Source organism: Sphingobium sp. DC-2, from assembly GCF_000722555.1.
Classification (GTDB): Bacteria; Pseudomonadota; Alphaproteobacteria; order Sphingomonadales; family Sphingomonadaceae; genus Sphingobium; species Sphingobium quisquiliarum.
The window spans coordinates 180,653-205,493 of record NZ_JNAC01000165.1 but is presented as its reverse complement, the minus strand read 5'-3'; the positions used below and the strand labels follow the sequence as shown (position 1 = coordinate 205,493).

The window sequence follows — 24,841 nt, the reverse complement described above, 5'->3', positions numbered from 1 at the left end:
GGCGAACGGAGATAGTGATTGACGGTTGATACTGAATCTCAACGCTGCGGCGTCGTCGCCATTGTTGGCGCGCCCAACGCGGGCAAGTCCACGCTGGTGAACGCCCTTGTCGGCCAGAAGGTCGCCATCACCAGTCCCAAGGCGCAGACCACCCGCACGCGGGTGATGGGCGTGGCGATCGAAGGGGACGCGCAGATCGTGCTGGTCGATACCCCCGGCATCTTCCAGCCCAAGCGCCGCCTTGATCGCGCCATGGTGCAGGCCGCATGGGGCGGCGCGCAGGGGGCTGACCTGATCGCGCTCATCGTGGATGGCAAGGCGGGTCTGGGCCCCAAGATCGAACCGATAATCGAAGCGCTTTCATCGCGGCCCGAACGCAAATGGCTGATCCTCAACAAGGTCGACATCGCCGCCAAGGACAAGCTGCTCGTCCACACGCATAAGCTGAATGACGCGCTGGGTTTTGAGGAAACCTTCTTCATCAGCGCGGCAACAGGTGATGGCCTTGCCGAACTCAAGACCGCCTTCGCCAATGCCATGCCGGAAGGCCCCTGGCACTTCCCGGAGGATCAGGTTTCCGACGCCACCGACCGTATGCTGGCAGCCGAAATCACGCGCGAGCAGCTCTACCATCAGCTTCATGCCGAACTACCCTATGCCGCAGCCGTGGACACCGAGAAATATAGCGAGCGCGAGGACGGCTCGGTGGAAATCCACCAACAGATCCTCGTCGGACGCTCCAGCCAGCGCGCCATCGTGCTGGGCAAGGGCGGCCAGCGGCTCAAGGAAATCGGATCAAAGGCGCGCGCTGAACTCGCCAGCCTGCTGGGCGTCAAGGTCCACCTTTACCTCCACGTCAAGGTAAAGGAAGATTGGGAGGATGACCGCTTCATCTACCGCGATATCGGGCTGGATTGGGTGGAATAAGACTCACCGCAGTTCAATCTCCGTTCGTTTCGAGCGTAGTCGAGAAACAGCAAGTGCGTCCTATGCGCTTCTCGACTTCGCTCGAAGCGAACGGAATATGTTAGTTACTCAGCCGCAGCCTTCTTCTTGGCAGGCGCCTTCTTCGCAGCAGGCTTCTTCGCCGCCGCCTTTTTCGGGGCAGCCTTCTTCCCCTTCTTCGCAGGTGCCGCAGCAGCCCGCGCATCGATCAGTTGCGCCGCTTCCTCCAGCGTCAAGGCATCCTGCTCAATCGTTTTGGGCAAGGTCGCGTTGGTGGTGCCATCGGTCACATAAGGACCATAGCGCCCAGCCATCAGCTTGATCTCCGCCTCGGTACGCGGATGCTTGCCCAGCAGCTTGAGCGGCTCGCGCGATGCTCCGCCGCGCCCGCCCTTGTTCGCCGCATCCGCCAGCTTCGCGACGGCGCTGTTCATCCCGACTTCGAAAATCTCCGCGGTGGAGGACAGCCGCCCATATTTGCCGTCATGCAGCAGATAAGGCCCGAAACGCCCGATATTCGCCACGATCGGCTTGCCGGTTTCCGGGTGCAGCCCCACTTCGCGCGGCAGGCTGAGCAGCTTCACCGCCCAATCCAGCGTCAATTCGCCATCGGGCAGGTCCTTGGGGATGGAGCCGCGCTTGGCCTCCTTGCCCTCGCCCATTTCGATATAGGGACCGAAACGGCCGGATTTCCGTACGATGTCCTGCCCGGTTTCGGGATGCTGCCCCAGCACCTCCGGCCCCTTGTCTTCCCCGCCGTCGCTGCCGCCCGGCTGGCCGAACTTGCGCGTATATTTGCATTCGGGATAGTTTGAGCAGGCGATGAAGGCCCCGAACCGCCCGCCGCGCAGCGACAATTGTCCGTCGCCGCACATCGGGCAGGCGCGCGGATTGCTGCCGTCCGCCTTGGGCGGGAACAGCATCGGTTCAAGGAACTTGTCCAGTTCCGCCGTGATGTCGGATGGCTTCTGTTCCATGACTTCTGCTGTCTTGGGCTTGAAGTCACGCCAGAAGGCCTCCAGCACCGCCTGCCATTGCGCCCGGCCGCCGGAAATATCGTCCAGCTCGTCCTCCAGCCCCGCTGTGAAATCGTAAGAGACATAGCGTTCGAAGAAGCGCTCAAGGAACGCCGTCACCAGCCGCCCGCTCTCCTCGGCGAAGAAGCGGTTCTTCTCGATCCGCACATAGTCGCGGTCCTTCAGCACCTGGAGCGTGGAGGCATAGGTGGAAGGACGCCCGATCCCCAGTTCCTCCAGCTTCTTGACCAGCGATGCTTCGGAATAGCGCGGCGGCGGCTGGGTGAAATGCTGCTCTGCCGTCACCTTCTTCTTGGCCGGGGCGTCGCCCTCCGCCATGCGCGGCAGCAGTTTGCTGTCGTCATCCTCCCCAGACCCGGCATGTTTGCCGGGGTCGTTCACATTAACGTCGTCGCGGCCCTCTTCGTAGAGCGCGAGGAAGCCGGGAAAGATCACCACCTGACCGGTCGCGCGCAGGCCGTGCTGGCCGGTGCCGTCGACCAGATCGATCGTCGTCCGCTCCAGCCGCGCGGAAGCCATCTGGCTCGCCAGCGCCCGCTTGAAAATCAGGTCGTAGAGCCGCGCATGATCGCCGCTCCCCACCTTGTCGCGCCCGAACTCGGTCGGGCGAATCGCCTCGTGCGCTTCCTGCGCATTCTTGGCCTTGGTCTGATATTGGCGCGGCTTTTCCGGCAGGTATCCGCCGTCATAGCGCTCCGCGATAGCCTTGCGCGCGGCGGAAATGGCGCTGCCGTCCATCTGCACGCCATCGGTACGCATGTAGGTGATCGCGCCGTCTTCATAAAGCTGCTGCGCGATCCGCATCGTGTGGCTGGCGGAGAAGCCCAGCTTGCGCGCCGCCTCCTGCTGCAAGGTCGACGTTGTGAACGGCGGCGGAGGATTGCGCGAAACCGGCTTGGTTTCGACCTTCTCGACGGTGAAGCGCCCAGCCTCCACGTCCGCCTTCGCGGCCATGGCGTCGCCTTCCTTGCCGATGGTCAGCCGGTCGATCTTTTCCCCGCGCCAGCGCACCAGCCGCGCGGTGAAGCCCTGCCCGCCCTGCTCCATCTCCGCCGCGACGGACCAATATTCCTGAGCGACGAAGCTCTCGATCTCGCGCTCACGATCGACCACCAGCCGCAGCGCGACTGATTGCACGCGCCCGGCCGACTTGGCCCCCGGCAGCTTGCGCCACAGCACCGGCGAAAGCGTAAAGCCCACCAGATAGTCGAGCGCCCGCCGCGCCCGGTAGGCGTCGATCAGGTCCTCATCCAAGGCACGCGGCTGCGCCATCGCCTCGGTCACCGCCTGCTTGGTGATCGCGTTGAAGGTGACGCGGTCCACCTTCTGCGGCAGCGCCTTCTTCGCGCGCAGCACTTCCTGCACATGCCAGCTGATCGCCTCCCCTTCGCGGTCAGGGTCAGTGGCAAGGATCAGGCGGTCGGCCTTCTTGGCCTCGTCGGCAATGGCCTTGAGCTGCTTGCCCTTGTCGCCATAATTTTCCCACTGCATGGCAAAGCCATTGTCGGGGTCCACCGACCCGTCCTTGGGCGGCAGGTCGCGGATATGGCCATAGCTGGCGAGGACGTGGAAATCCCCGCCCAGATATTTCTCGATGGTCTTCGCCTTGGCTGGCGATTCAACGATGACAAGCTGCATTCATGCCCCGGTTCTTGAGTGCTCTCACGTACACGCGCGAGTCTGGAAGGCGCTGGCGGCCCGCGTCAAGAGCGTCACGACAGGCTCACCTTTCCGCCCGCATGGCGTTCGAGGCGGCCCGCAAGCTCCAGCTCCAGCAATACCGTCTGCACGATCGCCGGGCTCAGCGCAGACAGGCGGATCACCTCGTCCACCGGCACCGGCGCATGGCCCAGCAGCCCCGACACTAGGTCCCTGTCGCGTCCCTCCACATCCGGCGATACAGGCTCCGCATCGAAGTTCAACCGCCCCTGCCGCACCATCCGCCCATCCAGCCCGCCGATCGCCTCGATCACGTCAGCGCCATTCTGCACCAGCGTTGCACCCTCGCGGATCAACTGGTTGCAGCCCTGCGCCCTGGGATCGGCGGGCGACCCCGGCACCGCCATGACCTCACGCCCCGCCTCCACCGCCAGCCGCGCGGTGATGAGCGATCCCGACTTTGGCGCGGCCTCCACCACCACGGTTCCGGCGGCGAGCCCGGCAATGATACGGTTGCGCGCGGGGAAATGCCTGGCGAGCGGCTGCGTGCCCGGAGGATGCTCCGTCACCAGCAGCCCCTGGCTCGCCAGTTGCTCCTGCAACCCGGCATTTTCCGGCGGAAAGACGATGTCGATGCCGCAGGCGATGACCGCGATCGTCCCGGTCGCGACCGCCCCCTGATGCGCCGCCGTGTCGATGCCGCGCGCCAGCCCCGACACGACCACAGCGCCCTGCTGCCCCAATTCCTGCGCCAGCGTGCGGGCGAAGCGGCAAGCGGCGGCCGAAGCGTTGCGCGCGCCCACCATCGCCACGCACGGCCTTGCCGTCAGGCCCACATCGCCCCGGACGATCAGCGCTGGCGGCGAACCGTCCATCTGCTCCAGCAGGAAAGGATAGTCCTTGTCGCCCATCAGCAGATAACGCGCGCCCAGCGCCTTGCTGCGGGCGATCTCCTTCTCGACCACCGCAGCATCCGCCACGCTCGCCTTGCCGCCGCCGCGCGCCGCAAGTTCGGGCACGGCTCGCAATGCGTCGCCCGCCTTGCCGAAGCGCGCCATCAGATGCCGGAAGGTGACCGGGCCGATGCGGGGCGAACGGATCAGGCGCAGGCGGTCGAACCGCTCCTGCTCGCTCACCCCTTCGACGCTCCGATCCTGGGCTCCGTCCCCTTGGCGAGCCGCGCGATATTGCCCCGGTGCCGCCACAACAGGATCAGCGTCAGCGCCAAGGTCGCCGGCACCAGGTCGATCCGCCCCATGAACCACAAAGCGACCGGCGCGCTGATCCCCGCCGCCATGCCGCCGACGGACGACCATCGCGTGCCGAACAACGCCCCCAGCCAAACAAGTGCGAACACGATCCCGGCAGGCCAATGCAGCGCCGTCACCACGCCCATCATCGTCGCCACGCCCTTGCCGCCCGCAAAGCGCAGCCATACCGGGTAGCAATGCCCGATAAAGGCCATCGCCCCCGCCATCGGCCCGCCGCCATCCACCAGCGCCGCGCCGATCAGCACCGCCGCCACGCCCTTGAGCAAGTCCAGCAGCAAAGTCGCCGCCGCCAGCCCCTTCCGTCCCGTCCGCAGCACATTGGTCGCGCCGATATTGCCCGAGCCGATCTTGCGCAGGTCGCCTGCCCCGGTGAGCCGCGTCAGCAGCAGGCCGAAGGGAATCGATCCCAGAAGATAGGACATCAGCAGGACGGATGCGGGAAGGAGCCAGGGAGGATTCATGATCTCGCCAAGATGATTGCGCGCGGACCATAGCGTTGCCGCCGCAAGGGGCAATGGCGAAGCTGGTCCAGCCGCAACAAATCCTCCCATGCTCGTCATGGGGAGGGGAGCAGCCATAGGCTGGTGGAGGGGAACTGGCGCAACCTCCGCCTCCCGCGCCACCGGCACAGGGCGGATCGGGAAGCCCGATATTGACAGCCCACCCCTCTCCCGCGAGATGTGCCGCATAATGAAAGCCGCCCCGTCCGCCCCCCTGCTGTTCTTCGATTCCGGCGTAGGCGGGCTTTCCATCCTCACCCCGGCCCGCGCCGCGCTGCCGAACGCGCCCATCGTCTACGCGGCGGACAGCGCCGGTTTCCCCTATGGCACCAAGAGCGAGGCGGAAATCGCCGCCCGCGTCCCCGCGCTGCTCGGCCGCCTTGTCGAACGCTACCGCCCGCGCCTCGCCGTCATTGCCTGCAACACCGCCTCGACCATCGCGCTGTCGGCCGTTCGCGCCGCGCTCGACATCCCCGTCGTCGGCACCGTTCCCGCCATCAAGCCAGCGGCGCTCCTTTCGAAAAGCCGCGTGTTCGGCGTCCTTGGCACCGATGCGACCGTGCGCCAGCCTTATGTCGATCGCCTGACCGCAGAGTTCGGCGCTGACTGCACCGTCCTGCGCCATGGCTCCGCCGCGCTGGTGCAGCTTGCCGAAGCCAAGCTGCGCGGCGAACCCCTCGACCCCGGCATCGCGCGGGATGCGCTTGCGGGCCTGCTCGATCAACCCGCTGGCGACCGGATGGATACGGTCGTCCTCGCCTGCACCCATTTCCCGCTGGTGGAGGCCGAACTGGCCGCCGCCGCGCCCCGGCCGCTCACCTTCGTCCATGGCGGCGAAGGCATTGCGCGCCGCATCGCCTATCTGACGCAGGGGCAGGACTGGCCAGCCTCCAACCCATCCGGGAAAGCGGTCTTCACGCGCCTCGACAACAGCGTCGCGGCGCTTGCTCCCGCGCTGGCGGACTATGGCCTGACCCAGATGGAGGCATTGTGACGGGTAGGACCTTTGGTCCACTCTCAACCGCCTCTATCATTGTGATAGGTATTTCTCCCTAACGCTGCGAACGGTTATCGCTGGTAATGAGGCGGCGCAGCGGGTAAACGCCCCCAAAGAGGGGATGCGGGCCACTAAGGGACTAGGGCGGTTACGTGAATTACAAGCATATCTTCGCGCAGGCGATCGACCGGCTCCATAGCGAGGGCCGCTACCGCGTGTTCATCGATATCCTGCGGAACAAGGGCGCATTTCCCAACGCCCGCTGCTTTCACGGCCATAATGGTCCCAAGCCCATCACCGTCTGGTGCTCCAACGACTATCTCGCCATGGGGCAGCATCCCAAGGTCGTCGCCGCGATGGAAGAGGCGCTGCATGATGTCGGCGCGGGATCGGGCGGCACCCGCAATATCGGCGGCAACACCCATTATCATGTCGATCTGGAAGCGGAACTGGCCGGTCTGCATGGCAAGGAAGCCGCGCTGCTGTTCACTTCGGGCTATGTGTCGAACGAAGCAGCGCTGTCCACCCTCGCCAAGCTGCTGCCGGGCTGCATCGTCTTTTCCGACGAACTGAACCACGCCAGCATGATCGCGGGCATCCGCAATTCGGGCTGCGAAAAACGCGTCTTCCGCCACAATGACGTCGATCATCTGCGCGAACTGCTGGCCGCCGAGGATCCCGACGCGCCCAAGCTGATCGCCTTCGAAAGCGTCTATTCCATGGATGGCGACGTCGCGCCGATCGCTGAAATCTGCGATCTGGCTGACGAGTTCAACGCCCTCACCTATCTGGACGAAGTCCATGCTGTCGGCATGTACGGCGCGCATGGCGGCGGCATTTCGGAGCGGGACGATGTTGCGCACCGCCTGACCATCATCGAAGGCACGCTGGGCAAGGCGTTCGGCGTCATGGGCGGCTATATCGCGGCTGACCAGATGATCATCGACGTGATCCGCAGCTATGCGCCGGGCTTCATCTTCACCACCTCCTTGTCGCCGGTGCTGGTCGCGGGCGTGCTGGCGAGCGTCCGGCACCTCAAGCAATCGAACGAGGAACGCGAAGGCCAGCAGGCGGCCGCCGCGACCTTGAAGCGGCTGATGGCGGAAGCCGGCCTTCCGGTCATGCCGTCGGTCACGCATATCGTTCCGCTGATGGTCGGCGATCCCGTGAAGGCCAAGCGGATCAGCGACATATTGCTCGCCGAATATGGCGCCTATGTGCAGCCCATCAACTATCCCACCGTCCCCCGTGGCACGGAACGCCTGCGCTTCACGCCGGGTCCGGCGCACACGGTGGAGATGATGGAGGAACTGGTGCAGGCGCTGGTGGAAATCTGGGACCGGCTGGAACTGGAATTCAAGAAGGCGGCCTGAGCGGCCATTCTCCGGCTCATCACGACCAATGGTTGAATGCCCGCTCCTGCGCAGGAGCAGACTGACTGCACCCGCTCAAACCCGTATCAACCCGCCCCTCACCGCATAGCCGCGATACAGCGTCCGGCTATGCGGAAAGCCTCCCGTTTCCGCCGCCAGCCCTTCAAGCACCTGCCTGATCCCGTCACGCGGCGAAACGTGAAACTTCGCCAGCCATGCGAACAGCGCCCGCTTCCAATATGCCGGCAATCCTTCCTGCTGGCCGAAATCCACCACCTCCAGCTTGCCGCCCGCCGCGACGCAGGACGCCGCATGCCGCAACGCGCCTTCCCATCTCGGAATCATTGACAGCGCGTAACTGATGAACACCCGCTCGAACGCGGCCTGTCCGAACAGCGTCACCGCATCGAAACCGCAGGCATCTCCTCGCGCCAGCACCACGCGGTCCGCCATGCCCGCCTTCGCCACCGCCCTGCGCGCCGTTTCCAGCATGGCTTCTGAAATATCGACGCCATAAAGCCGCGCTTCCGGCCACGCCCTGCCCACCGCGATCAGGTTCCGCCCCGTCCCGCAGCCGATCTCCAGCACGGCCCCGCCGCGTGGAGGGGCCAGATCGGCGATCAGCCCATCGCGTCCCAGCAGATAATATTTGCGCGACAGGTCGTAGATGTGCCGCTGATGCCGGTACACGCTGTCCATCAGCCCGCCATGCCCGCCGCTCATCACGCGTCCTTCAGCACATAGAGGTGGACGCCGCCATAAATGGCCGAACGGTCGCGTGCGGTGAAACCCACCGACTCCTCCGCCCGATAGTCCCAGCGCGACAGCATGGCGTCGTCGACCCGGTCGGGCAGGATGCTCGGCTCCCCCGCCGTGCGGAACAGCACCCGCGCGCCCGGTCGCGCCGTCCGCGTGATCTGCGCCCAAAGCGCGTTGAGCTGCGCATCGTCCATCCAGTCCTGCGCATCCAGCAGCACATAGCGGTCCACCGATCCCGCCTCCTGCGCGGCGAGGAAGTCGATGAAGTTCACATGCCGCACGTCCACCCGCCCGGCACGCTCGACAATCGCCTGATGGTTCCCCGCCTGTAAATAGGGCGGCAACGCCCCCTCGCCGCCCGCATAGCCGCGCCCGAACGCCTGCACCGCGAAATAATTGTCCTTGAGGTCGAAACCGCACGCCAGCTTTTCCAGCCGCGCCTTCAGCACGCTGTCCATCCGTTCGTCGCCCGCCAGCGCCTCATATTGCGCGGGCGGAATGCCCAGGCCGAACAGAGAGGCAGGCTGGCTCGTCAGCCAACGCATGAAGGCGCTGTCGAACACGGGCGCAAGTTCCGCCTCGAATATGGCGCGCTGCTCGTCCAGCGATTTCGCGTCCAGCATCCGCCGCGGATTGACGCCATGCAGCCGCGCCAGCAGATGCGCCGCGCCGATGAAGCGCCCCAGCAGGCCATGCTTGTAGATGCCGCGCGCAAAGCCGCCGATCCGCCGCCGCCCGGTAAAGTCGCGCCCTTCCCAATAGCGCCGCGTCGCATCGTCCAGCACCGGCGCTACGAACTGCCGGTACGCGCTCACATTCTCCCGGCAATCCGCCCTGGCGAAGAAGCGATGGAACGCGTCATGATCGGGCAAGGCGCCCGCCGCCGCCAGCTTCAACCGGTTGAGCGCGATATGGGCGGTATTCAGGTCCACCGCCGTGATCCTGGCCGGATCCGCCGTCAGGTAGCTCAGCACGTTGCAGCCGCCCGAAGCGATGGTGACGACATGGCTGTCGGGCGTGATCGCCAGCGCTTCCATGTCCACGTCCGGGTCCTCCCAGATCTGCGCATAGACAAGGCCGCGAAAGGCGAAGGTGAAGGCCCGCTCCAGCAGCCCCTGTTTCGACAGGTGCCGATGCCGGTGTACGGCGCGGGTGATGTTCCGATGTGCCACAGATGCCATATGCCGCGCCTCCTCGCTGCCGGGTCGTGGCGCTTCCGCTAGGGCAGCGGCATGTCGGCCGCATGTCGATCAGGTTACGGCTTTGTGAAGCCCTTGCGGAACCAACCCCGCCCATCCACCTTCTCCCAGACATGCCGCATTGGATCGAACCGCACCCCACCGGAATTTACGTCCGCCCCGCCAATGCCTGGATCGATCCGTCCCAACCCTGCGAAAGGGCGCTCGTCACCCACGGCCATGCCGATCATGCGCGCGGCGGCCATGGCCATGTGTGGGCGACGGAAGAAACCCTTGCCATCATGGCGCTGCGCTACGGCACCGCCAGCGGCACGGCCGTGGGCTATGGCGAGCAGGTCCGCATGGGCGGCGTGGACATATCCTACATCCCGGCGGGGCATGTGCTGGGCTCCGCGCAGATCCTGCTCGAACATGCTGGGGAGCGGGTGATCGTCACCGGCGATTACAAGCGCCGCCCGGATCCCACCTGCAAGCCGTTCGAGCCTGTCCCCTGCGACATCTTCGTCACGGAAGCGACGTTCGGCCTTCCCGTCTTCCGTCATCCCGAAACCGGCAGCGAGGTCGACCGCCTGCTCGCCGCGCTCCATGCGCATCCCGGCCGCTGCGTCCTTGTGGGCGCCTATGCGCTGGGCAAGGCGCAGCGCCTTATCTGCGAAGTGCGTGCGCGGGGCCACCATGACCCGATCTACATCCACGGCGCGCTGGAACGCATGTGCGCGCTCTACAGGGACTTCGGCATCGATCTTGGGGAACTGCGTCCGGCCACGGGCGTCCCCGCCAGGGAGATGCGCGGCCACATCATCGTCTCGCCCCCATCGGCGCTCAACGACCGCTGGAGCCGCCGCCTGCCCGATCCGATCACCGCCATGGCGTCAGGCTGGATGCGCGTGCGCCAGCGCGCCCGGCAGAAGAATGTCGAACTGCCGCTCGTCATCTCCGACCATGCCGACTGGGACGAACTGACCGCCACCATCCGCGAGGTCGCGCCATCGGAAACCTGGATCACCCACGGCCGGGAAGAAGCGCTGCTCCACTGGTGCATGACCCACCAGATGCGCGCGCGCGCCCTCGAACTGGTCGGGCGAGGAGGGGGGGTGATGATGCCCGGCCCCGCCTCTCCCCCGTTCGTTTCGAGCGAAGTCGAGAAACGATATGTCCGCTCTCCGCATTTCTCGACTTCGCTCGAAACGAACGGAGGCGGAAAATGAGGCAATTCTCCCAACTGCTCGACGGCCTCGTCTACACCCGTTCGCGCAATGGAAAGCTCGACCTCATCGCCAACTATATGGCGTCCGCGCCCGACCCGGATCGCGGCTGGGCGCTTGCCGCGCTCACCGGCAATCTTGATATCAAGGCGGTCAAGGCCTCCGCCATCGGAGAGATGATCCGCGCCCGCACCGATCCCGTCCTCTTCGAAATGAGCCGCGACTATGTCGGCGACCTTGCCGAAACCGTCGCCCTCCTCTGGCCCAAGCGGGAAGACCAGCCGGCCGAGATAGATGACGGATCGCTCACCCTGTCCGCCATCGTCGATCGCCTGCACGGCGTCAGCCGGGCGGCCGCCCCGGCGACGCTCGCCCAGATGATGGACCATCTCGACGCCTCCGGCCGCTTCGCCCTGCTGAAGCTCGCCACCGGCGGCCTGCGCGTGGGCATCTCCGCCCGCCTTGCCAAGACCGGCTTCGCCCAGGCCTTCAACCTGGACGTCGACGATGTGGAAGAATGCTGGCACGCCCTGACGCCGCCCTATGCCGCCCTGTTCGATTGGGCCGAGGGCAGGTCAGGCCGCCCCGATCCGGCTGGCACGCCCTTCTTCCGGCCGTTCATGCTCGCCCATCCGCTGGAGGCGGACAGCGTCGACCTGGCCGACTATGCCGCCGAATGGAAGTGGGACGGCATCCGCGTCCAGATTGTCGGCACCGGCCGCGAAACCCGCCTTTACAGCCGCGCCGGGGACGACATCACCGGCAGCTTCCCGGAGATCGCAGAGGCCTTCACCGCCCACGCGGTCCTTGACGGCGAACTGCTGGTGAAGGGCGAGTTCCAGGGCGGGAAAGCGGCCAGCTTCAACGCGCTTCAGCAGCGGCTGGGACGAAAGGCGGTGACGGCGAAGATGATGAGCGACTATCCCGCCTTCGTCCGCCTGTACGACATTTTGCTCCACGCCGATGAAGACCTGCGCGCCCTGCCATGGGAACAGCGCCGCCCCCGTCTGGAGGCTTTGGTCCCAGCGCTAGACCCCGATCGCTTTGACCTTTCTGCCCTTATCGGAGCGTCCGATTTCGAAACCCTCGCCGACATCCGCGCAGGGGCGCGCGACGCCGCGATCGAAGGCGTGATGCTCAAGCGGCGCGACAGCCCCTATGTCGCCGGGCGCAAGGCCGCGCTCTGGTATAAATGGAAACGTGATCCGCTGACGGCGGACTGCGTCATGATGTATGCCCAGCGCGGCCATGGCAAGCGTTCGTCCTTCTATTCGGACTATACCTTCGGCTGCTGGACGCAGGATGGCGAGTTGCTGCCGGTCGGCAAGGCCTATTCGGGCTTCACCGACGAGGAACTGAAATGGCTCGACCGCTTCGTGCGAACCAATACGGTCAACCGCTTCGGCCCCGTGCGAGAGGTGGAAAAGTCGCTGGTGCTGGAAGTCGCCTTCGACAGCATCCACGACAGCAAGCGGCACAAGTCCGGCCTCGCCATGCGCTTTCCCCGCATCGCGCGCATCCGCCGCGACAAGCCCGCCAGCGAAGCCGACACGGTGGAAGGATTGAAACGGCTCGTCAGTTGATGGGCCAGCCGGGTCAGATCTTCCCCACTTCCTTCCAGCTCAACAGCCGCGCGACGCTCGCCCGCCGGGGGAGCCATGCGCGCGCCTTGCGATCGCCGCCGGACGGCAGGCCCGCCTCCGCCCGTTTCCAGGACCGGCGCGCTGCAAGATATTGCGGGTCGAGCAGCGACAGCATCGTCAGCGGCAGCGCGATCCTGGGCCAGCGTATCTGCATCAGCCGCCGCCAATATTGCAGCCTCGCACGCCTGTCGCGGACAACAGAACCGGGTACTTCCATCTTCAGCAGCCTGTACGCGGTCAGCAGTTGCGTCCGCGCCGCCGCCCGTGCGTAGCCGGTTGCGAACAGCCGCTCCAGCCGCTCCCATTCGGCATCGCCAAACCCCGCCGCCAGCGCCTGCATGTCCAGCAGGTGCCGAAGGTCGATCCGTCCCCTCAGATAATCCCGGCCCTTCAACTGATCGTGCAGCAGCAGGATGGCCATGCTGGCGACCGGCGAGGGTAGGATCACGCCGCCGCGCCCCAAATGCCGGAGCGACCCGTCGGCAGCCACGTCATCATGGCAGAAGCGCAGCGTCGTCGCCCCGCCATATTCGCCGTGCAGGTCGACCGTTCCCGCATCCTCCGGGCGCAGAAGCACAACGGGTATGCCGGGGCGCACCAACTGCGTGTCCAGCCTGTAGCCCGCGCAGGTCAATTGCTCCACCGCGCGGCCGAAATCGCGCGCCGGAACCATCAGGTCCAGGTCGGTAATCAGGCGGTCCGGGCGTTGCGCTGCATCCACGCTCGCCAGCCAGGCAGTTCCCTTGAGCAATGCGGGCTGCACGCCGATCGCATTCAAATGCGCCGCCGCCTCGTCCAGTTGCTCCAAAAGCCGCCGGTTCCTTTCCGCGTTGCGCGACTGGATTTCCCGCAGGAAGCGTTGCAGGTCATCGGGCAGCGCGGAAAAAACCCCGGCCTGCTGCAACCGGCTCGCCACCATCGGCGTGCACAGCGCATGATTGGCGATCTGGATGATGCCCGTCCAGTCGCTGCTTTCCGGCATCTCTCCATTCAGGCAGGCGAGCAGGCCGCGCAGATGATCAAGCCGGTTCATCGTCGCACATCAGCTTCAGCAGCCGCGACGCATCGTCAAGCCGTGTATAATGAAGTTCGCAGCACCGTGCTGCGGCGGCGGCCGCTATCATGACGTCGAGCGACGGACGGGCCATGCCCCGGCTGCGTGACGTCGCTTCGGCCAGAAGATGTTTCAATGCCACCGCTGAAGGCATCTCCTCAAGCCGCGCGGGACCGGAGCGGGAACGGCGCAGCTTCACGATCCAGCCGATCCTGGCAGGCGCGCCGCCAGCCATTTCGCGCGGCGTTGGGAAACGCACGCGCCTGCGGTCGGGGCGGACATGCACCGGCAGGCGCGCCAGATCCTCGTAAACCGGCGCCAGCAGCTTCCACGCCCCTGACTTTACCGATGGCAGGAAGGGCAATCCCGTCACCCTGCCATCGTCACCGGCCACGGTGATGTCGTCGCCGCCATAAACGAAACCCTGCCCCGTCAGCCACGAGGTAAGCGTCGTCTTCCCCGCCCCCGGTTCTCCCAGGATCAGCAGGGCCTTGCCGTTCCGGTGCAGGCAACCGGCATGAAGCGCCAGCAGCCAGACCGGGGATTTCAAGATATCATCGGCGATCCTGGCCTTGATGACGGGCGCGGCCTGCGCCACTTGCATGACGGATGCGGGCTCGCCATCGCGGCTGAGGCAGGCCATGCCGTCATCCTGCCACAGGTCATAGGTGATGGCGGCGGCCTCGCCGCCTGCTTCCAGATGGGTGAAAAGCGGGGCCACGCGCGCGGCGAGGACCCGGTCGTGATGGCGCAGCGCGAAACGCACGCCGCCAATGGCGATGCGCTGCACGGACCAGGGCGGGGACGATGGCGGCGGGTCGCACGCATTCACCAGCCCGCGCAGGGACCAGTTCGCCAGTACCGCGCGCAGCATCGCCCGTGGTTCGGCAAAGCCGCGTTCCAGCACCTCCTGCGCCAGTTGGGCGAAGGGAATGCCTTCCTCCAGCCGGCATCCCACATAGCCAGCAATCTGGTTCATCCCCAGCAGCGACTGGCTGCCGGAGGAAAAGATGAGCGGCTGGCCGTCGATGAAGACGATGGATGTGCCATGGGACAAACGCAGCATCATCCGCACCGGCCGTGGAACCAGGGCGTCATTCAGCGCTCAACCTATTTGCGATTGCCGGGGTTGCCGGGGCTGGTGCCCGGCCCGTCGTTGATCCGGGGGTTGCCGGGCGGCTGCGGGTCAGGGCCGTTGCCCAGGCCGTTATTACCCTTCGGACCGCCCCCGCCGCCACCACCGCCGGACTTGGCGATCGCTTCGGAAGACAGCGACGTCGACAGCAATATGGTGACGGCGGGCGGAAGGGTGACGGCGAAACGCCCGCAGCTCCTCAGGAAATCGCGCCTGTCTTCTGCGCCTGAAATGGGAATGGGTTCCTCTGACAAGGCGGCCTCCTTCGCACTGTGGAAGGCGAAGCTATCATGGCGCGGATCAGGGCCGCACTGCTATCAAGGGGTATATCCTTGGCCATAACCGGCCATTCCGGGGGAGCATAAGCCCTAAGCTGCACCGGCGAAAAAGGAAAAGCCGGACATTTCCCCCTTCTGGTCCCGTGTGGCGCATCATTTCCCTTGATTGCCGCTGGCCCATGGCTCTCTATTCGCGTCCCGATATGAGAGGAGCTTACAAATGTCCTATGCCGGAAGCTGCCATTGCGGCGCAGTCACCTTCACCGTGGCCGGTGACGCGCCGGACGAGGCGATGAGCTGCAACTGCTCGCACTGCCGCCGGAAAGGCTTTCTGCTGACCTTCGTGCCCGCCGATCAGTTCACCCTCGAAAGCGGCGGCAACGGGCTTACCAGCTATCAATTCTACAAGCACAAGATCACGCATCAATTCTGCGCCACCTGCGGCGCTCAGGCCTTTGCTCTGGGAGAATCCCCCGACGGCCCCATGCGCGCCATCAACCTGCGCTGCGTGCCGGACATCGACATCGACGCGCTCAGGATCAACAGGGTGGACGGCGCGAGCTTCTGACCGCTCAGCCATTCTTGTGCTTCACATCGCACCGCACGCCGATTTGATATGATCGAACTGGCGCTGTAGAAAACGGCCGAACGACATGGAGTAGTTGGGCGTCAGCCGATATGCTTCCTCCTGCGCGCTGGTGATATATCGCTGCACGAAGCCGCGCTCGATCATCATTTTCAGCATCGCCCGGCTTGTCTCGATCGACTCGTCGGCAAAGTCGATTACCCGTTCAAGGCCGGTTTCGACGCCATATTCATCATTGATGAACAAGCCGATCGAAATCCAGAACGGGCCGTCCCCGTCCACCAATTCTTCAAGATGATAGCGGCGGGATCGGACAAGCGTCAGCAACAACTCCGCGGCGACAAGCGGCCTGCGATCTGCGCCGGTATCCGCCTTTCCGGGATCAGAATGGATATCTGGCATCTTGCCGCACTCCACAGCTTCAATTCGCCGCTTGTCGAATCGTTCCGGGTTCCTCTGGCGTGCGGATTGATTGATTGATGGCGTTGATTTGCCCGGCGCGGGCGGATGGCCAGCTTCGCCTCATGTCTGACTTTGCGCTGTAACGCTGACTCCCTATATGGGCGCTTTCGCGCATCCGGCGCGGTGCAGCTATGGAGCAGGTAATTGAGCAAGGTTCTGGTCATTGGCGCGGGCGGCGTTGGTTCTGTCGCGGTTCACAAGATGGCGATGAACCCTGATATTTTCAGCCATATCACCCTCGCCAGCCGCCGCATCGTTTCCTGCGAGAAAGTTGCCGAATCGGTGAAGGCCCGCACCGGCGTCACCATCGACGTGGCCCAGGTCGATGCCGACAATGTCGAAGAAACCGTCGCCCTCATAGAAAAGGTCCAGCCCAGGCTGGTCGTGAACCTCGCCCTCCCCTATCAGGACCTGGCGATCATGGACGCCTGCCTTGCGACCGGGACGGACTATCTCGACACCGCCAATTACGAACCGCGCGACACCGCCAAGTTCGAATATAGCTGGCAATGGGCCTATCATGACCGCTTCAAGCAAGCGGGCATCATGGCGCTGCTGGGCTCCGGCTTCGACCCAGGCGTGACGAGCGTCTTCGCGAGCTACATCAAGAAGCATCTGCTCGACCGCATCGACACGCTCGACATTCTCGATTGCAACGGCGGCGACCATGGCCAGCATTTCGCCACCAACTTCAACCCGGAAATCAACATCCGCGAAGTCACCGCGCCTTCGCGCCACTGGGAAGGCGGCAAGTGGGTCGAAGGCCCCGCGCTCAAGCACAGGCAGGTCTTCGATTTCGATCAGGTCGGCGAGAAGAATATGTACCTCATGTATCATGAGGAGCTGGAAAGCCTCGCCAAATTCTACCCTGAAATTAAACGGATACGCTTCTGGATGACCTTCGGCGACGCCTATCTCAAGCATCTGGAAGTTCTCCAGAATGTCGGCATGACCCGCATCGATCCAGTCATATACAACGGTCAGGAGATTATCCCCCTCCAGTTCCTCAAAGCCGTCCTTCCTGAACCGTCGAGCCTGGGTTCCACGACCAAGGGCAAGACCAACATCGGCGACATCGCCACCGGCCAGAAGGACGGGCAGCAGAAGACCGTCTATGTCTACAATGTCTGCGATCATGAGGACGCCTATGCCGAAACCGGCAATCAGGCGGTCAGCTACACCACCGGCGTCCCCGCGATGATCGGCGCTGCGCTGATGCTGACCGGCGCATGGAAGGGCGAAGGCGTGTTCAACATCGAACAGTTCGATCCCGATCCCTTCATGGACATGCTGAACAAGCATGGCCTGCCCTGGCAGGTGAAGGAATTGGACAAGCCGCTCGATTTCTAGCTTGCGCCAAACCCGTTCGCCCTGAGCGAAGTCGAAGGGCCAGCCTGAGCCCCGGCTAAGGCATTTCACTTGCGTTCGATGAAGGGCTCGGCCCGGACGGAGATATTATGGAAACCAAAGCAGGCGATCCCGCCGCATTCGCGCATTTCGACCTGCACCGCGTACCCTCGCCCGCCTTCGTGGTGGACGAGGCCGCGATACGCCGGAACCTCTCCATCCTGGCCGGCATTCGCGACCGTGCGGGCATCAAGGTGCTGGGCGCGCTCAAGGCTTTTTCCATGTGGTCCCTTGGCCCCGTGGTCGCGCAATATCTGGACGGCGTCTGCGCTTCCGGCATCTACGAAGCGCGTCTGGGCCGCGAGGAATATGGCGGGGAGGTCGCGACCTATTGCGCTGCCTACAAACCGGACGACCTCGCCGAAATCCTCAAAATTTCCGACCATGTGATCTTCAACAGCCCCGGCCAGATCGCACGCATGAGCGATGTGATCGAAGCCGCGCGCGCTGCTGGCCATGACTTCGACATCGGCCTGCGCATCAACCCCCTCCATGCCGAGGGCGAGGTCGCGAAATACGACCCCTGCCAGCCGCACAGCCGCCTTGGCTTTCCCATCGACCAGTTGCGGCCCGAACATCTGGAGGGCGTTTCCGGCCTTCACATGCACTCCTTGTGCGAACAGGATTTCCTTCCGCTCGAACGTACCTGGGCCGCGATCGAATCGCGCATCATGCCCCATGTAAGCGGCCTTGAATGGCTGAACTTCGGCGGCGGCCATCATGTCACGCGGGCGGATTACCAGCGCGATGACCTCATCGACTTCCTGAAGCGCGTTAGGGCCCGGACCGGCCTTGCCCTCTATCTCGAACCGGGCGAAGCGATGGCGCTCGACGCTGGCATCCTGGTCGGAGAGATACTCGACGTTATCGACAACGGCATGGCCGTGGCGATCACCGACATTTCGGCGACCTGCCACATGCCTGACGTGATCGAGGCGCCCTACCGCCCGGCCATGCTCCATGAGCAGGCGGACGGCCCCGTCACCCGACTCGGCGGTCCGTCCTGCCTCGCCGGGGATATCATCGGCGACTATCGAGTCCCCGGCGGCGCGACTCCGGGACGGCGGATCGCCTTCCTCGACCAGGCGCATTATTCGATGGTGAAGACCAACACTTTCAACGGCGTACCCCTGCCCGGCATCTGGCTGTGGAATTCGGATACCGACGAACTCAAGGAAATCCGCCGCTTTTCCTACGCGGACTTCAAGTCCCGCCTCTCCTGACGCACGCTTTGTGCCCTTGCGCGCAACAAAATTTACACGCGCGCTTTACAGGGGGGACCCCTACGCATATATCGCCCTTCCGCTGCCCCATGGGACTTCCACCGCAAGGCAGCTTGATTGCCACGACTACACTGGAGGTCCCTTGAGTTGCACAAGCATCATAGCGCGCTGGGGGTAGCGACCGCCCTCAAACCGGCAGCACCGGTAACGCTTATTCGTCCCCAGGCAGCAGCCCGGGCCGCTCGATTCTTCGCTCAGAAGTTTCCGGGCCGCTCGCTCTATGCGGTCAAGGCGAACCCTTCGGCGGATCTTATTCGCACGCTGTGGGATAGCGGAATCACGCATTATGACGTTGCGTCGATCGCAGAGGTTCGCCTCGTCGCGGAAACGCTTCCCGATGCGAAGCTGTGCTTCATGCACCCGGTCAAGGCCGAGGAAGCGATCGCGGAAGCCTATCATGTGCATGGCGTGCGCACCTTTTCGCTCGACACGATGGACGAACTGGAAAAGATCGTACGCGCCACCGGTGGAGCGGCCGACCTGGAACTGTGCGTCCGCCTGCGCGTCTCTTCGGAGCATTCCGAACTCAGCCTGGCGTCGAAGTTCGGCGTTGAACTGGGTGAAACCAGCGAACTGCTGATGGCCACCCGCCAGGCGGCCGACGCGCTGGGCATCTGCTTCCATGTCGGCAGCCAAGCGATGAGCCCGCAAGCCTATAGCGACGCCATCGAACGCGTCCGCGCCGCCATCGTCGATGCAGCGGTGACGGTGGACATCATCGATGTCGGCGGCGGCTTCCCGTCGGTCTATCCCGGAATGGAGCCGCCCGCGCTGGAAGCCTATTTCGACGCAATCCATCGCGGCTTCGAAAGCCTGCCGATCAGCTATTCGGCGGAACTGTGGTGCGAACCCGGCCGCGCGCTGTCGGCGGAATATAGCTCCGTCATCGTGCGGGTCGAACGCCGCCGGGGGACCGAACTCTACATCAACGACGGTGCTTATGGCGCGCTGTTCGACGCGGCGCATATCGGCTGGCGCTTCCCCGTGGCGCTGCTGCGCGAGGAAGAGAGCGAGGCGGAACTGACCGGCTTCTCCTTCTACGGCCCCACCTGCGACGACATGGACCATATGGCCGGCCCGTTCATGCTGCCCGGCGACGTGCAGGCGGGTGACTATATCGAAATCGGGATGCTGGGCGCTTATGGCGCGGCGATGCGGACCGGCTTCAACGGCTTTACATCGGAAGCGATCATCGAAGTGGAGGACGAGCCGATGGCCAGCCTCTATGCCGATCCGGTTCCCGCACGCCGTCGCGCAACTGTCATCAAGCTGGGCTAATCAAGCTCAAGCTCCCCCCATGGAGAGGATGCCTGTCCCTCGCCGTAACAGCGGCGGGGGACAATTTTCATGAGCGCCGGAAAGTGCCCGCCAGTTCGACATGGGTCGACCAGCGGAACTGCCCCACCGGCTTGACGCTCGCCAGCCGATAGCCGCCCGCAATCAGATGCGCGGCGTCCCGTGCGAAGCTGGCCGGATTGCACGAGACATAGGCGATCACCGGCACCGACGAGGCGGCAAGTTGCATCACCTGCTCCCGCGCGCCCGCACGCGGCGGGTCAATCACGATGGCGGCAAAGCGGTTCAGTTCCTGCGGCGTGAGCGGGCGGCGGAACAGGTCGCGATGATCCACGGCCATCCGCCGCTGCGCCCGATTCGCGGCGCTCTTGAGCGACAGCACCAGATCGCGCGCCGCTTCGGCCGCATAGACGGGCCGCGCCTCTCCCAAAGCAAGGGCGAAGGTGCCAAGCCCGCAGAACAGATCCGCTATCGCGCCCTGGGGCGGTAGGGCCTGCCGCACTACCTCCACCAGAGCCGCTTCGCCATCGGGCGTGGCTTGCAGAAAGGCGAATGGCGGGAAAGCAACAGGAACGCCGCCGAAGCTGACCGTCACCGGCTCCGGCTCCCAGCGCGCTTGTTGCCCATCGCCCTCATCGATCGTCAACCGCGCGAGCTTATGCGCGGCGGCGAACTCCAGCAGCGCCTCGTCAGCGGCAAGGCCCTCCACCCGAACGCCTTCCAGCAGCAGGTCGACGCCCTGATCGGTCAGCGACATGCGGACATGGGCCGCACGCCTGTCCGGCAGGATCAGGTTGAGCAGCGTCCGCAGCGGGGCAACCAGCGCGAACAGCCGGGGGTCCAGAACTTCGCACATGGCAAGGTCGATCAGCACATGGCTGCCCGATTCGGCAAAACCGATGGTGACTTTCCGTCCCTGCCGCGCCGCACGCAGCGATGCGCGCCTTCTGGTGCGGGGTGGAGACAGATGCGGCGGCAGCAGTTCGGCGGCCTCCACGCCCTGACCCGCAAGCGCCCCGGCGACGCGCGCGCTGACGAAATCGGCCAGGCTAGCCTCATCGACATGCTGTAGCTCGCACCCGCCACAGGCCGGGAAGTGGACGCACGGAGGTTCCGCATGATGCGGCCCATGGAGCAGCGCGCCATCAGCCGTCAGCCGGTCGCCCGGAGCGGCCAGGGCGACATGCCGTCCATCGGCGGTCACGCCATCGCCCTTCGCGGCGATGCGGACGATCAGGTCATTGTCGGCGGACGTCACAAGCGGCAGGCGATAGCGGCTGGCAGTCGCGCGATCAAATCGTCCGCGATGAAGGCGGGACCTGCCCGGCGCGCGGCTTCGCCATGCAGCCATAGCGCCTCGCACGCCGCCCGGAACGGATCGCCCGTCACGGCCAGCCGCCCCGCCACGAGGCCCGCCAGCACGTCTCCGGTCCCCGCGGTGGAGAGCCAGGAGGACGCCCCGGATGCGATCGCAACCCGGCCATCAGGCGCGGCAATGACGCTATCGGCGCCCTTGTAGATGACGACAGCGCCACAGCGCCGCGCCGCTTCGGCCGCCCTGTCGATCTTGCTGCCGGGCAGATCGCCGAACAACCGGACGAACTCCCCTTCATGCGGCGTCAGAACCGAACCCGCAGGCACGGCAGGATCGCCCCCATCGCCCAGCAGCGTCAGCGCATCGGCATCCAGCACAAGCGGGCGGCCGCAGGCCAGCACCGTGTCCAGCCTTGCCCGTGCCCGGTCGTCCCTGCCCAGTCCCGGCCCCGCAAGCACAGCCGCCAGACGCCGGTCACGCAGCAGTGCGGCCAGTTGATCAGGCGCTTCGCCCTTCAATTCCACAAGCGCATCGGGACCGCGTCCGGGCTGCCCCAGGCCGATATGACGCACCATGCCAGCGCCCGACCGCGCCGCTGCATGGCTGGCAAGGCTGCTCGCCCCCGCCATGTCTCCGCCGGCCACCGCCACCAGCCCCCGGCTATATTTATGCGCGGACGGCACCGGGCTGCTCAGAACAGGAGCCGCAAGCCGCTGCACCTTATCGGGCGCGTCCACGCCGATATCGGCACAGACCAGCCGGTCGAAACAGGATGCGGCGGGATAGAGGAGATGCGCGGGCTTCAGCGCGCCCAATGCGATGCAAATGCCAAATCGGGGCACCTGCGAAAGCAGCGCCCCACTATCCGTTTCCACCCCGCTCGGCAGGTCGATCGCATAGCTGAAACTCGCCTGCCCGGTCAGCGCGGCCAGTCTGTCGGCAACATCCTTGTCCAATCCGCGTGTCAGGCCCGTGCCGAACAGGGCATCGACAATCTGCGTGGCGGGGGCAGCCGTTGCGAGCGGTTCGACAGGACCATCCCACGCCGCGCGCGCCGTGCGGCTGCATTCGGTGCGGCTCTCACCCAGCGCCGCCACACGCACCGGAACGCCGCGCGCGCGCAGCAGCCGCGCGGCGACGAAGCCGTCCCCGCCATTATTGCCCGGTCCGCACAGGACCAGCAGATCACGCTTGCCGCCCGCACGCCAGACGATCTCCGCTGCCGCAGCCCCCGCCCGTTCCATCAGCCTGTATTCGTCCACGCCAGCGGCGATCGCGGCCTGTTCGGCCCGGCGCATCTGCGCCGCCGTCACCACCGGGCAGGGTGTCACGGCTTGGCCGCTGCGGCGATCGTCGCGGGCAAACGATAGCGATCTTCGCCGATGCTGAGTTCGATCTGGTCCTTGCCCAGCACGGTGACCGCCGCCTGCTCCGACCCATCGGCCGCCACCAGCCCGCGCCCGTCCGTCACGACATGAAAACGGCGAAAGCCGCCGCCGGGATGGCGCAATGTCAGCAGATCGCCGGATCGCTCGACCGCACAGCTACGGCTCCACGCCGCCCTTGGCCCAATGGCGCAATCGGCCATGCCACCCGTGCCGTCCGATACCGCCGCCGTCTCGGGAAGAGCGGATGCGGGGTCCCTGCCACTGTCGCAGGCTGCAAGGGCGAGGCACAGAAGCCCCGCCACCGCCAAGGTCTCAGATATCCGCATAGACATGGGTTTCGGCCTTTGCTCCGGGATGCGTTACCGCTCCCTTGTAGGCCGGTCCCACATTCTGCGCATAGCGCCAAAGCGCGCCGGACTGATAATCATTCTGGCGCGGCCTCCAGTTCTTCTGCCGTTCCGCCAGCACCGATTCGGAGACCTTCAGGTCGATCGTGCCCGCTTCCGCGTCGATCGCGATGATGTCGCCATTCTCCACCAGCGCGATCGGCCCACCCTCGGCCGCTTCGGGGCCGACATGGCCGATGCAGAAGCCGCGCGTCGCGCCGGAGAAGCGGCCGTCAGTGATCAACGCCACCTTCTCGCCCATGCCCTGCCCGTAAAGCGCCGCCGTGGTCGCCAGCATCTCCCGCATGCCGGGGCCGCCCTTTGGCCCTTCATAGCGGATGACGATCACGCAGCCTTCGGCGATATCCCGCGCCTCGACCGCCGCAAAAGCATCTTCCTCGCATTCGAAGACCCGCGCTGGCCCTTCGAACTGGAGCCGGTGCATGCCCGCGACCTTCACGATCGCGCCATTGGGCGCGAGCGTGCCTTTAAGGCCGACGACGCCGCCGGTCGGGGTGATCGGCGACTTGACGTCGTAAATGACCTTCTGGTCGGGATTCCAGGTCACTTCCTCAATATTCTCGGCAATGGTCTTGCCCGTCACCGTCATGCAGTCGCCATGCAGCAGGCCGTTGTCGAACAGTGTCTTCATCAGCATGTAGACGCCGCCTGCGTCATGCATGTCCTTGGCGACATATTTGCCACCGGGCTTGAGGTCGGCGATATAGGGCGTCGACTTGAAGATCTCGGCCACGTCGAACAGGTCGAAATCGATGCCGCACTCGTTCGCCATGGCGGGCAGGTGCAGCGCGCCATTGGTTGAACCGCCCGTCGCTGCAACGATGCGCGCGGCATTTTCGAAAGCCTCACGCGTGCAGATGTCGCGCGGACGGATGTTCTTCGCCAGCAATTCCATCACCTGGCGCCCCGCGGCAACAGCGACTTCTTCCCGGCTCTTGTACGGCGCGGGCGCCATGTTGCTGTTGGGCAGCGACAGGCCGATCGCCTCACCGACGCAGGCCATGGTATTGGCGGTGTACTGGCCGCCGCATGCGCCATGTCCGGGGCAGGCGACCTTTTCCAGCGCGATGACGTCCTTGAGCGGACAGGCCCCCGCCGCATATTTGCCCACCACTTCGAACACGTCGACAACGGTCACGTCGCGATTTTCGAACCGGCCCGGCAGGATCGACCCGCCATAGACGAAGATCGACGGCACATTGAGCCGCAGCATCGCCATCATCATGCCCGGCAGCGACTTGTCGCACCCGGCAAAGGTGACCAGCGCGTCATAGCAATGGCCCCGCACCGACAGCTCGACCGAATCCGCGATCACTTCGCGGCTGGCGAGCGAGCTTTTCATGCCCTGGTGGCCCATGGCGATGCCGTCCGTCACCGTGATGGTGTTGAACCGGCGCGGCATGCCGCCCGCCTCGTTCACGCCCTGGCGGCACCAGTCGGCCTGCATGTCCAGCGTCGTGTTGCACGGCGCGCTGTCATTGCCTGCGGACGCAATGCCTACGAAGGGGCGGCCGATCTCTTCCTCGGTAAGGCCCATCGCATAATAATAGCTGCGATGCGGAGCCCGCTCTGGACCGACCGAGACATGACGGCTCGGCAGCTTCGACTTGTCGAACGTGTGAGACATAAACCTACCCTTCTT

Annotated in this window: 21 protein-coding genes and 1 pseudogene; 9 read left to right on the top strand and 13 right to left on the bottom strand. The window is 65.1% G+C overall.

The annotated features are described in order from the left end of the window. The first annotated feature begins 18 nt into the window (after positions 1–18). Complete coding sequence (era, locus tag ET21_RS0124990) at positions 19–927, top strand: GTPase Era (protein WP_030541807.1); 909 nt, start codon at positions 19–21, stop codon at positions 925–927. A gap of 104 nt (positions 928–1,031) precedes the next feature. Here the strand turns inward: era and topA are convergent, their stop codons facing one another. The 3 genes from topA to plsY all read right to left on the bottom strand — a co-directional run bounded on the left by topA (position 1,032) and on the right by plsY (position 5,373). Continuing rightward, entirely contained in the window at positions 1,032–3,620 is a 2,589-nt protein-coding gene (topA, locus tag ET21_RS0124985; RefSeq protein ID WP_021236566.1) for a type I DNA topoisomerase, read from the bottom strand. 74 nt (positions 3,621–3,694) lie between these two features. Next, positions 3,695–4,777, bottom strand: coding sequence for a DNA-processing protein DprA (gene dprA / locus ET21_RS0124980; RefSeq protein ID WP_030541806.1), 1,083 nt, complete (start codon positions 4,775–4,777; stop codon positions 3,695–3,697). Further along, complete coding sequence (gene plsY / locus ET21_RS0124975) at positions 4,774–5,373, bottom strand: glycerol-3-phosphate 1-O-acyltransferase PlsY (protein WP_030541805.1); 600 nt, start codon at positions 5,371–5,373, stop codon at positions 4,774–4,776. The genes dprA and plsY overlap by 4 nt, the downstream gene beginning before the upstream one ends. Positions 5,374–5,602: 229 nt before the next feature. Here plsY and murI point away from each other — a divergent pair, with 229 nt between their 5' ends. Next, entirely contained in the window at positions 5,603–6,406 is an 804-nt protein-coding gene (murI, locus tag ET21_RS0124970) for a glutamate racemase (protein ID WP_030541804.1), read from the top strand. 155 nt (positions 6,407–6,561) lie between these two features. Next, complete coding sequence (gene hemA / locus ET21_RS0124965) at positions 6,562–7,782, top strand: 5-aminolevulinate synthase (RefSeq protein WP_030541803.1); 1,221 nt, start codon at positions 6,562–6,564, stop codon at positions 7,780–7,782. A gap of 75 nt (positions 7,783–7,857) precedes the next feature. Here hemA and ET21_RS0124960 read toward each other — a convergent pair whose 3' ends face one another. Together ET21_RS0124960 and ET21_RS0124955 are read right to left on the bottom strand one after the other, a co-directional pair. Further along, positions 7,858–8,505: a class I SAM-dependent methyltransferase gene (locus ET21_RS0124960; protein WP_030541802.1), complete on the bottom strand. Its 648-nt coding sequence runs from the start codon at positions 8,503–8,505 to the stop codon at positions 7,858–7,860. After that, on the bottom strand, positions 8,505–9,722 hold the full coding sequence (locus tag ET21_RS0124955) for a DUF3419 family protein (protein ID WP_030541801.1): 1,218 nt from the start codon (positions 9,720–9,722) through the stop codon (positions 8,505–8,507). The genes ET21_RS0124960 and ET21_RS0124955 overlap by 1 nt, the downstream gene beginning before the upstream one ends. 131 nt (positions 9,723–9,853) lie before the next feature. On the opposite strand from ET21_RS0124955, the pseudogene ET21_RS0124950 reads away from it, so the two are divergent. After that, positions 9,854–10,825: pseudogene (locus ET21_RS0124950) on the top strand (ligase-associated DNA damage response exonuclease); the annotation flags it as partial. 119 nt (positions 10,826–10,944) lie between these two features. Beyond that, positions 10,945–12,528, top strand: coding sequence for a cisplatin damage response ATP-dependent DNA ligase (locus tag ET21_RS0124945; protein ID WP_030541799.1), 1,584 nt, complete (start codon positions 10,945–10,947; stop codon positions 12,526–12,528). A 13-nt stretch (positions 12,529–12,541) separates the two neighbouring features. Here the strand turns inward: ET21_RS0124945 and ET21_RS0124940 are convergent, their stop codons facing one another. The 3 genes from ET21_RS0124940 to ET21_RS0124930 are packed head-to-tail and all read right to left on the bottom strand — an operon-like array spanning position 12,542 to position 15,031. Next, positions 12,542–13,621: a nucleotidyltransferase family protein gene (locus ET21_RS0124940; protein WP_030541798.1), complete on the bottom strand. Its 1,080-nt coding sequence runs from the start codon at positions 13,619–13,621 to the stop codon at positions 12,542–12,544. Further along, entirely contained in the window at positions 13,608–14,711 is a 1,104-nt protein-coding gene (locus ET21_RS0124935; protein WP_030541797.1) for a hypothetical protein, read from the bottom strand. The genes ET21_RS0124940 and ET21_RS0124935 overlap by 14 nt, the downstream gene beginning before the upstream one ends. Before the next feature lie 41 nt (positions 14,712–14,752). Next, entirely contained in the window at positions 14,753–15,031 is a 279-nt protein-coding gene (locus tag ET21_RS0124930; RefSeq protein ID WP_030541796.1) for a hypothetical protein, read from the bottom strand. Between the two features lie 244 nt (positions 15,032–15,275). Here ET21_RS0124930 and ET21_RS0124925 point away from each other — a divergent pair, with 244 nt between their 5' ends. Continuing rightward, on the top strand, positions 15,276–15,623 hold the full coding sequence (locus tag ET21_RS0124925) for a GFA family protein (protein WP_030541795.1): 348 nt from the start codon (positions 15,276–15,278) through the stop codon (positions 15,621–15,623). Between the two features lie 21 nt (positions 15,624–15,644). Here ET21_RS0124925 and ET21_RS0124920 read toward each other — a convergent pair whose 3' ends face one another. Beyond that, the gene (locus ET21_RS0124920; RefSeq protein ID WP_030541794.1) at positions 15,645–16,043 is read right to left on the bottom strand and encodes a hypothetical protein; all 399 of its coding nucleotides are present in this window, start codon (positions 16,041–16,043) and stop codon (positions 15,645–15,647) included. A gap of 204 nt (positions 16,044–16,247) precedes the next feature. Between ET21_RS0124920 and ET21_RS0124915 the strand changes: the two genes are divergently transcribed. The 3 genes from ET21_RS0124915 to ET21_RS0124905 all read left to right on the top strand — a co-directional run bounded on the left by ET21_RS0124915 (position 16,248) and on the right by ET21_RS0124905 (position 20,071). Next, positions 16,248–17,453 (top strand): saccharopine dehydrogenase family protein, encoded by a 1,206-nt coding sequence (locus tag ET21_RS0124915; RefSeq protein WP_030541793.1) that lies wholly within the window; start codon positions 16,248–16,250, stop codon positions 17,451–17,453. Positions 17,454–17,560: 107 nt separating this feature from the next. After that, positions 17,561–18,733 carry a carboxynorspermidine decarboxylase gene (locus tag ET21_RS0124910; RefSeq protein WP_030541792.1) on the top strand — a complete coding sequence of 391 codons (1,173 nt, stop codon included), beginning with the start codon at positions 17,561–17,563 and terminating at the stop codon, positions 18,731–18,733. 147 nt (positions 18,734–18,880) lie between these two features. After that, a complete protein-coding gene (locus ET21_RS0124905) occupies positions 18,881–20,071 on the top strand; it encodes a type III PLP-dependent enzyme (protein ID WP_030541791.1) in 1,191 nt (396 codons plus the stop codon). A 67-nt stretch (positions 20,072–20,138) separates the two neighbouring features. Here the strand turns inward: ET21_RS0124905 and ET21_RS0124900 are convergent, their stop codons facing one another. The 4 genes from ET21_RS0124900 to ilvD are packed head-to-tail and all read right to left on the bottom strand — an operon-like array spanning position 20,139 to position 24,826. Beyond that, positions 20,139–21,347, bottom strand: coding sequence for a class I SAM-dependent RNA methyltransferase (locus ET21_RS0124900; RefSeq protein ID WP_030541790.1), 1,209 nt, complete (start codon positions 21,345–21,347; stop codon positions 20,139–20,141). Further along, complete coding sequence (locus tag ET21_RS0124895) at positions 21,344–22,735, bottom strand: bifunctional ADP-dependent NAD(P)H-hydrate dehydratase/NAD(P)H-hydrate epimerase (protein ID WP_030541789.1); 1,392 nt, start codon at positions 22,733–22,735, stop codon at positions 21,344–21,346. Before ET21_RS0124895 ends, ET21_RS0124900 begins: the two co-directional genes overlap by 4 nt. Continuing rightward, on the bottom strand, positions 22,732–23,124 hold the full coding sequence (locus ET21_RS0124890) for a hypothetical protein (RefSeq protein WP_030541788.1): 393 nt from the start codon (positions 23,122–23,124) through the stop codon (positions 22,732–22,734). Before ET21_RS0124890 ends, ET21_RS0124895 begins: the two co-directional genes overlap by 4 nt. Then, the gene (ilvD, locus tag ET21_RS0124885; RefSeq protein WP_021237251.1) at positions 23,105–24,826 is read right to left on the bottom strand and encodes a dihydroxy-acid dehydratase; all 1,722 of its coding nucleotides are present in this window, start codon (positions 24,824–24,826) and stop codon (positions 23,105–23,107) included. Before ilvD ends, ET21_RS0124890 begins: the two co-directional genes overlap by 20 nt. Between the last annotated feature and the right edge of the window lie 15 nt (positions 24,827–24,841).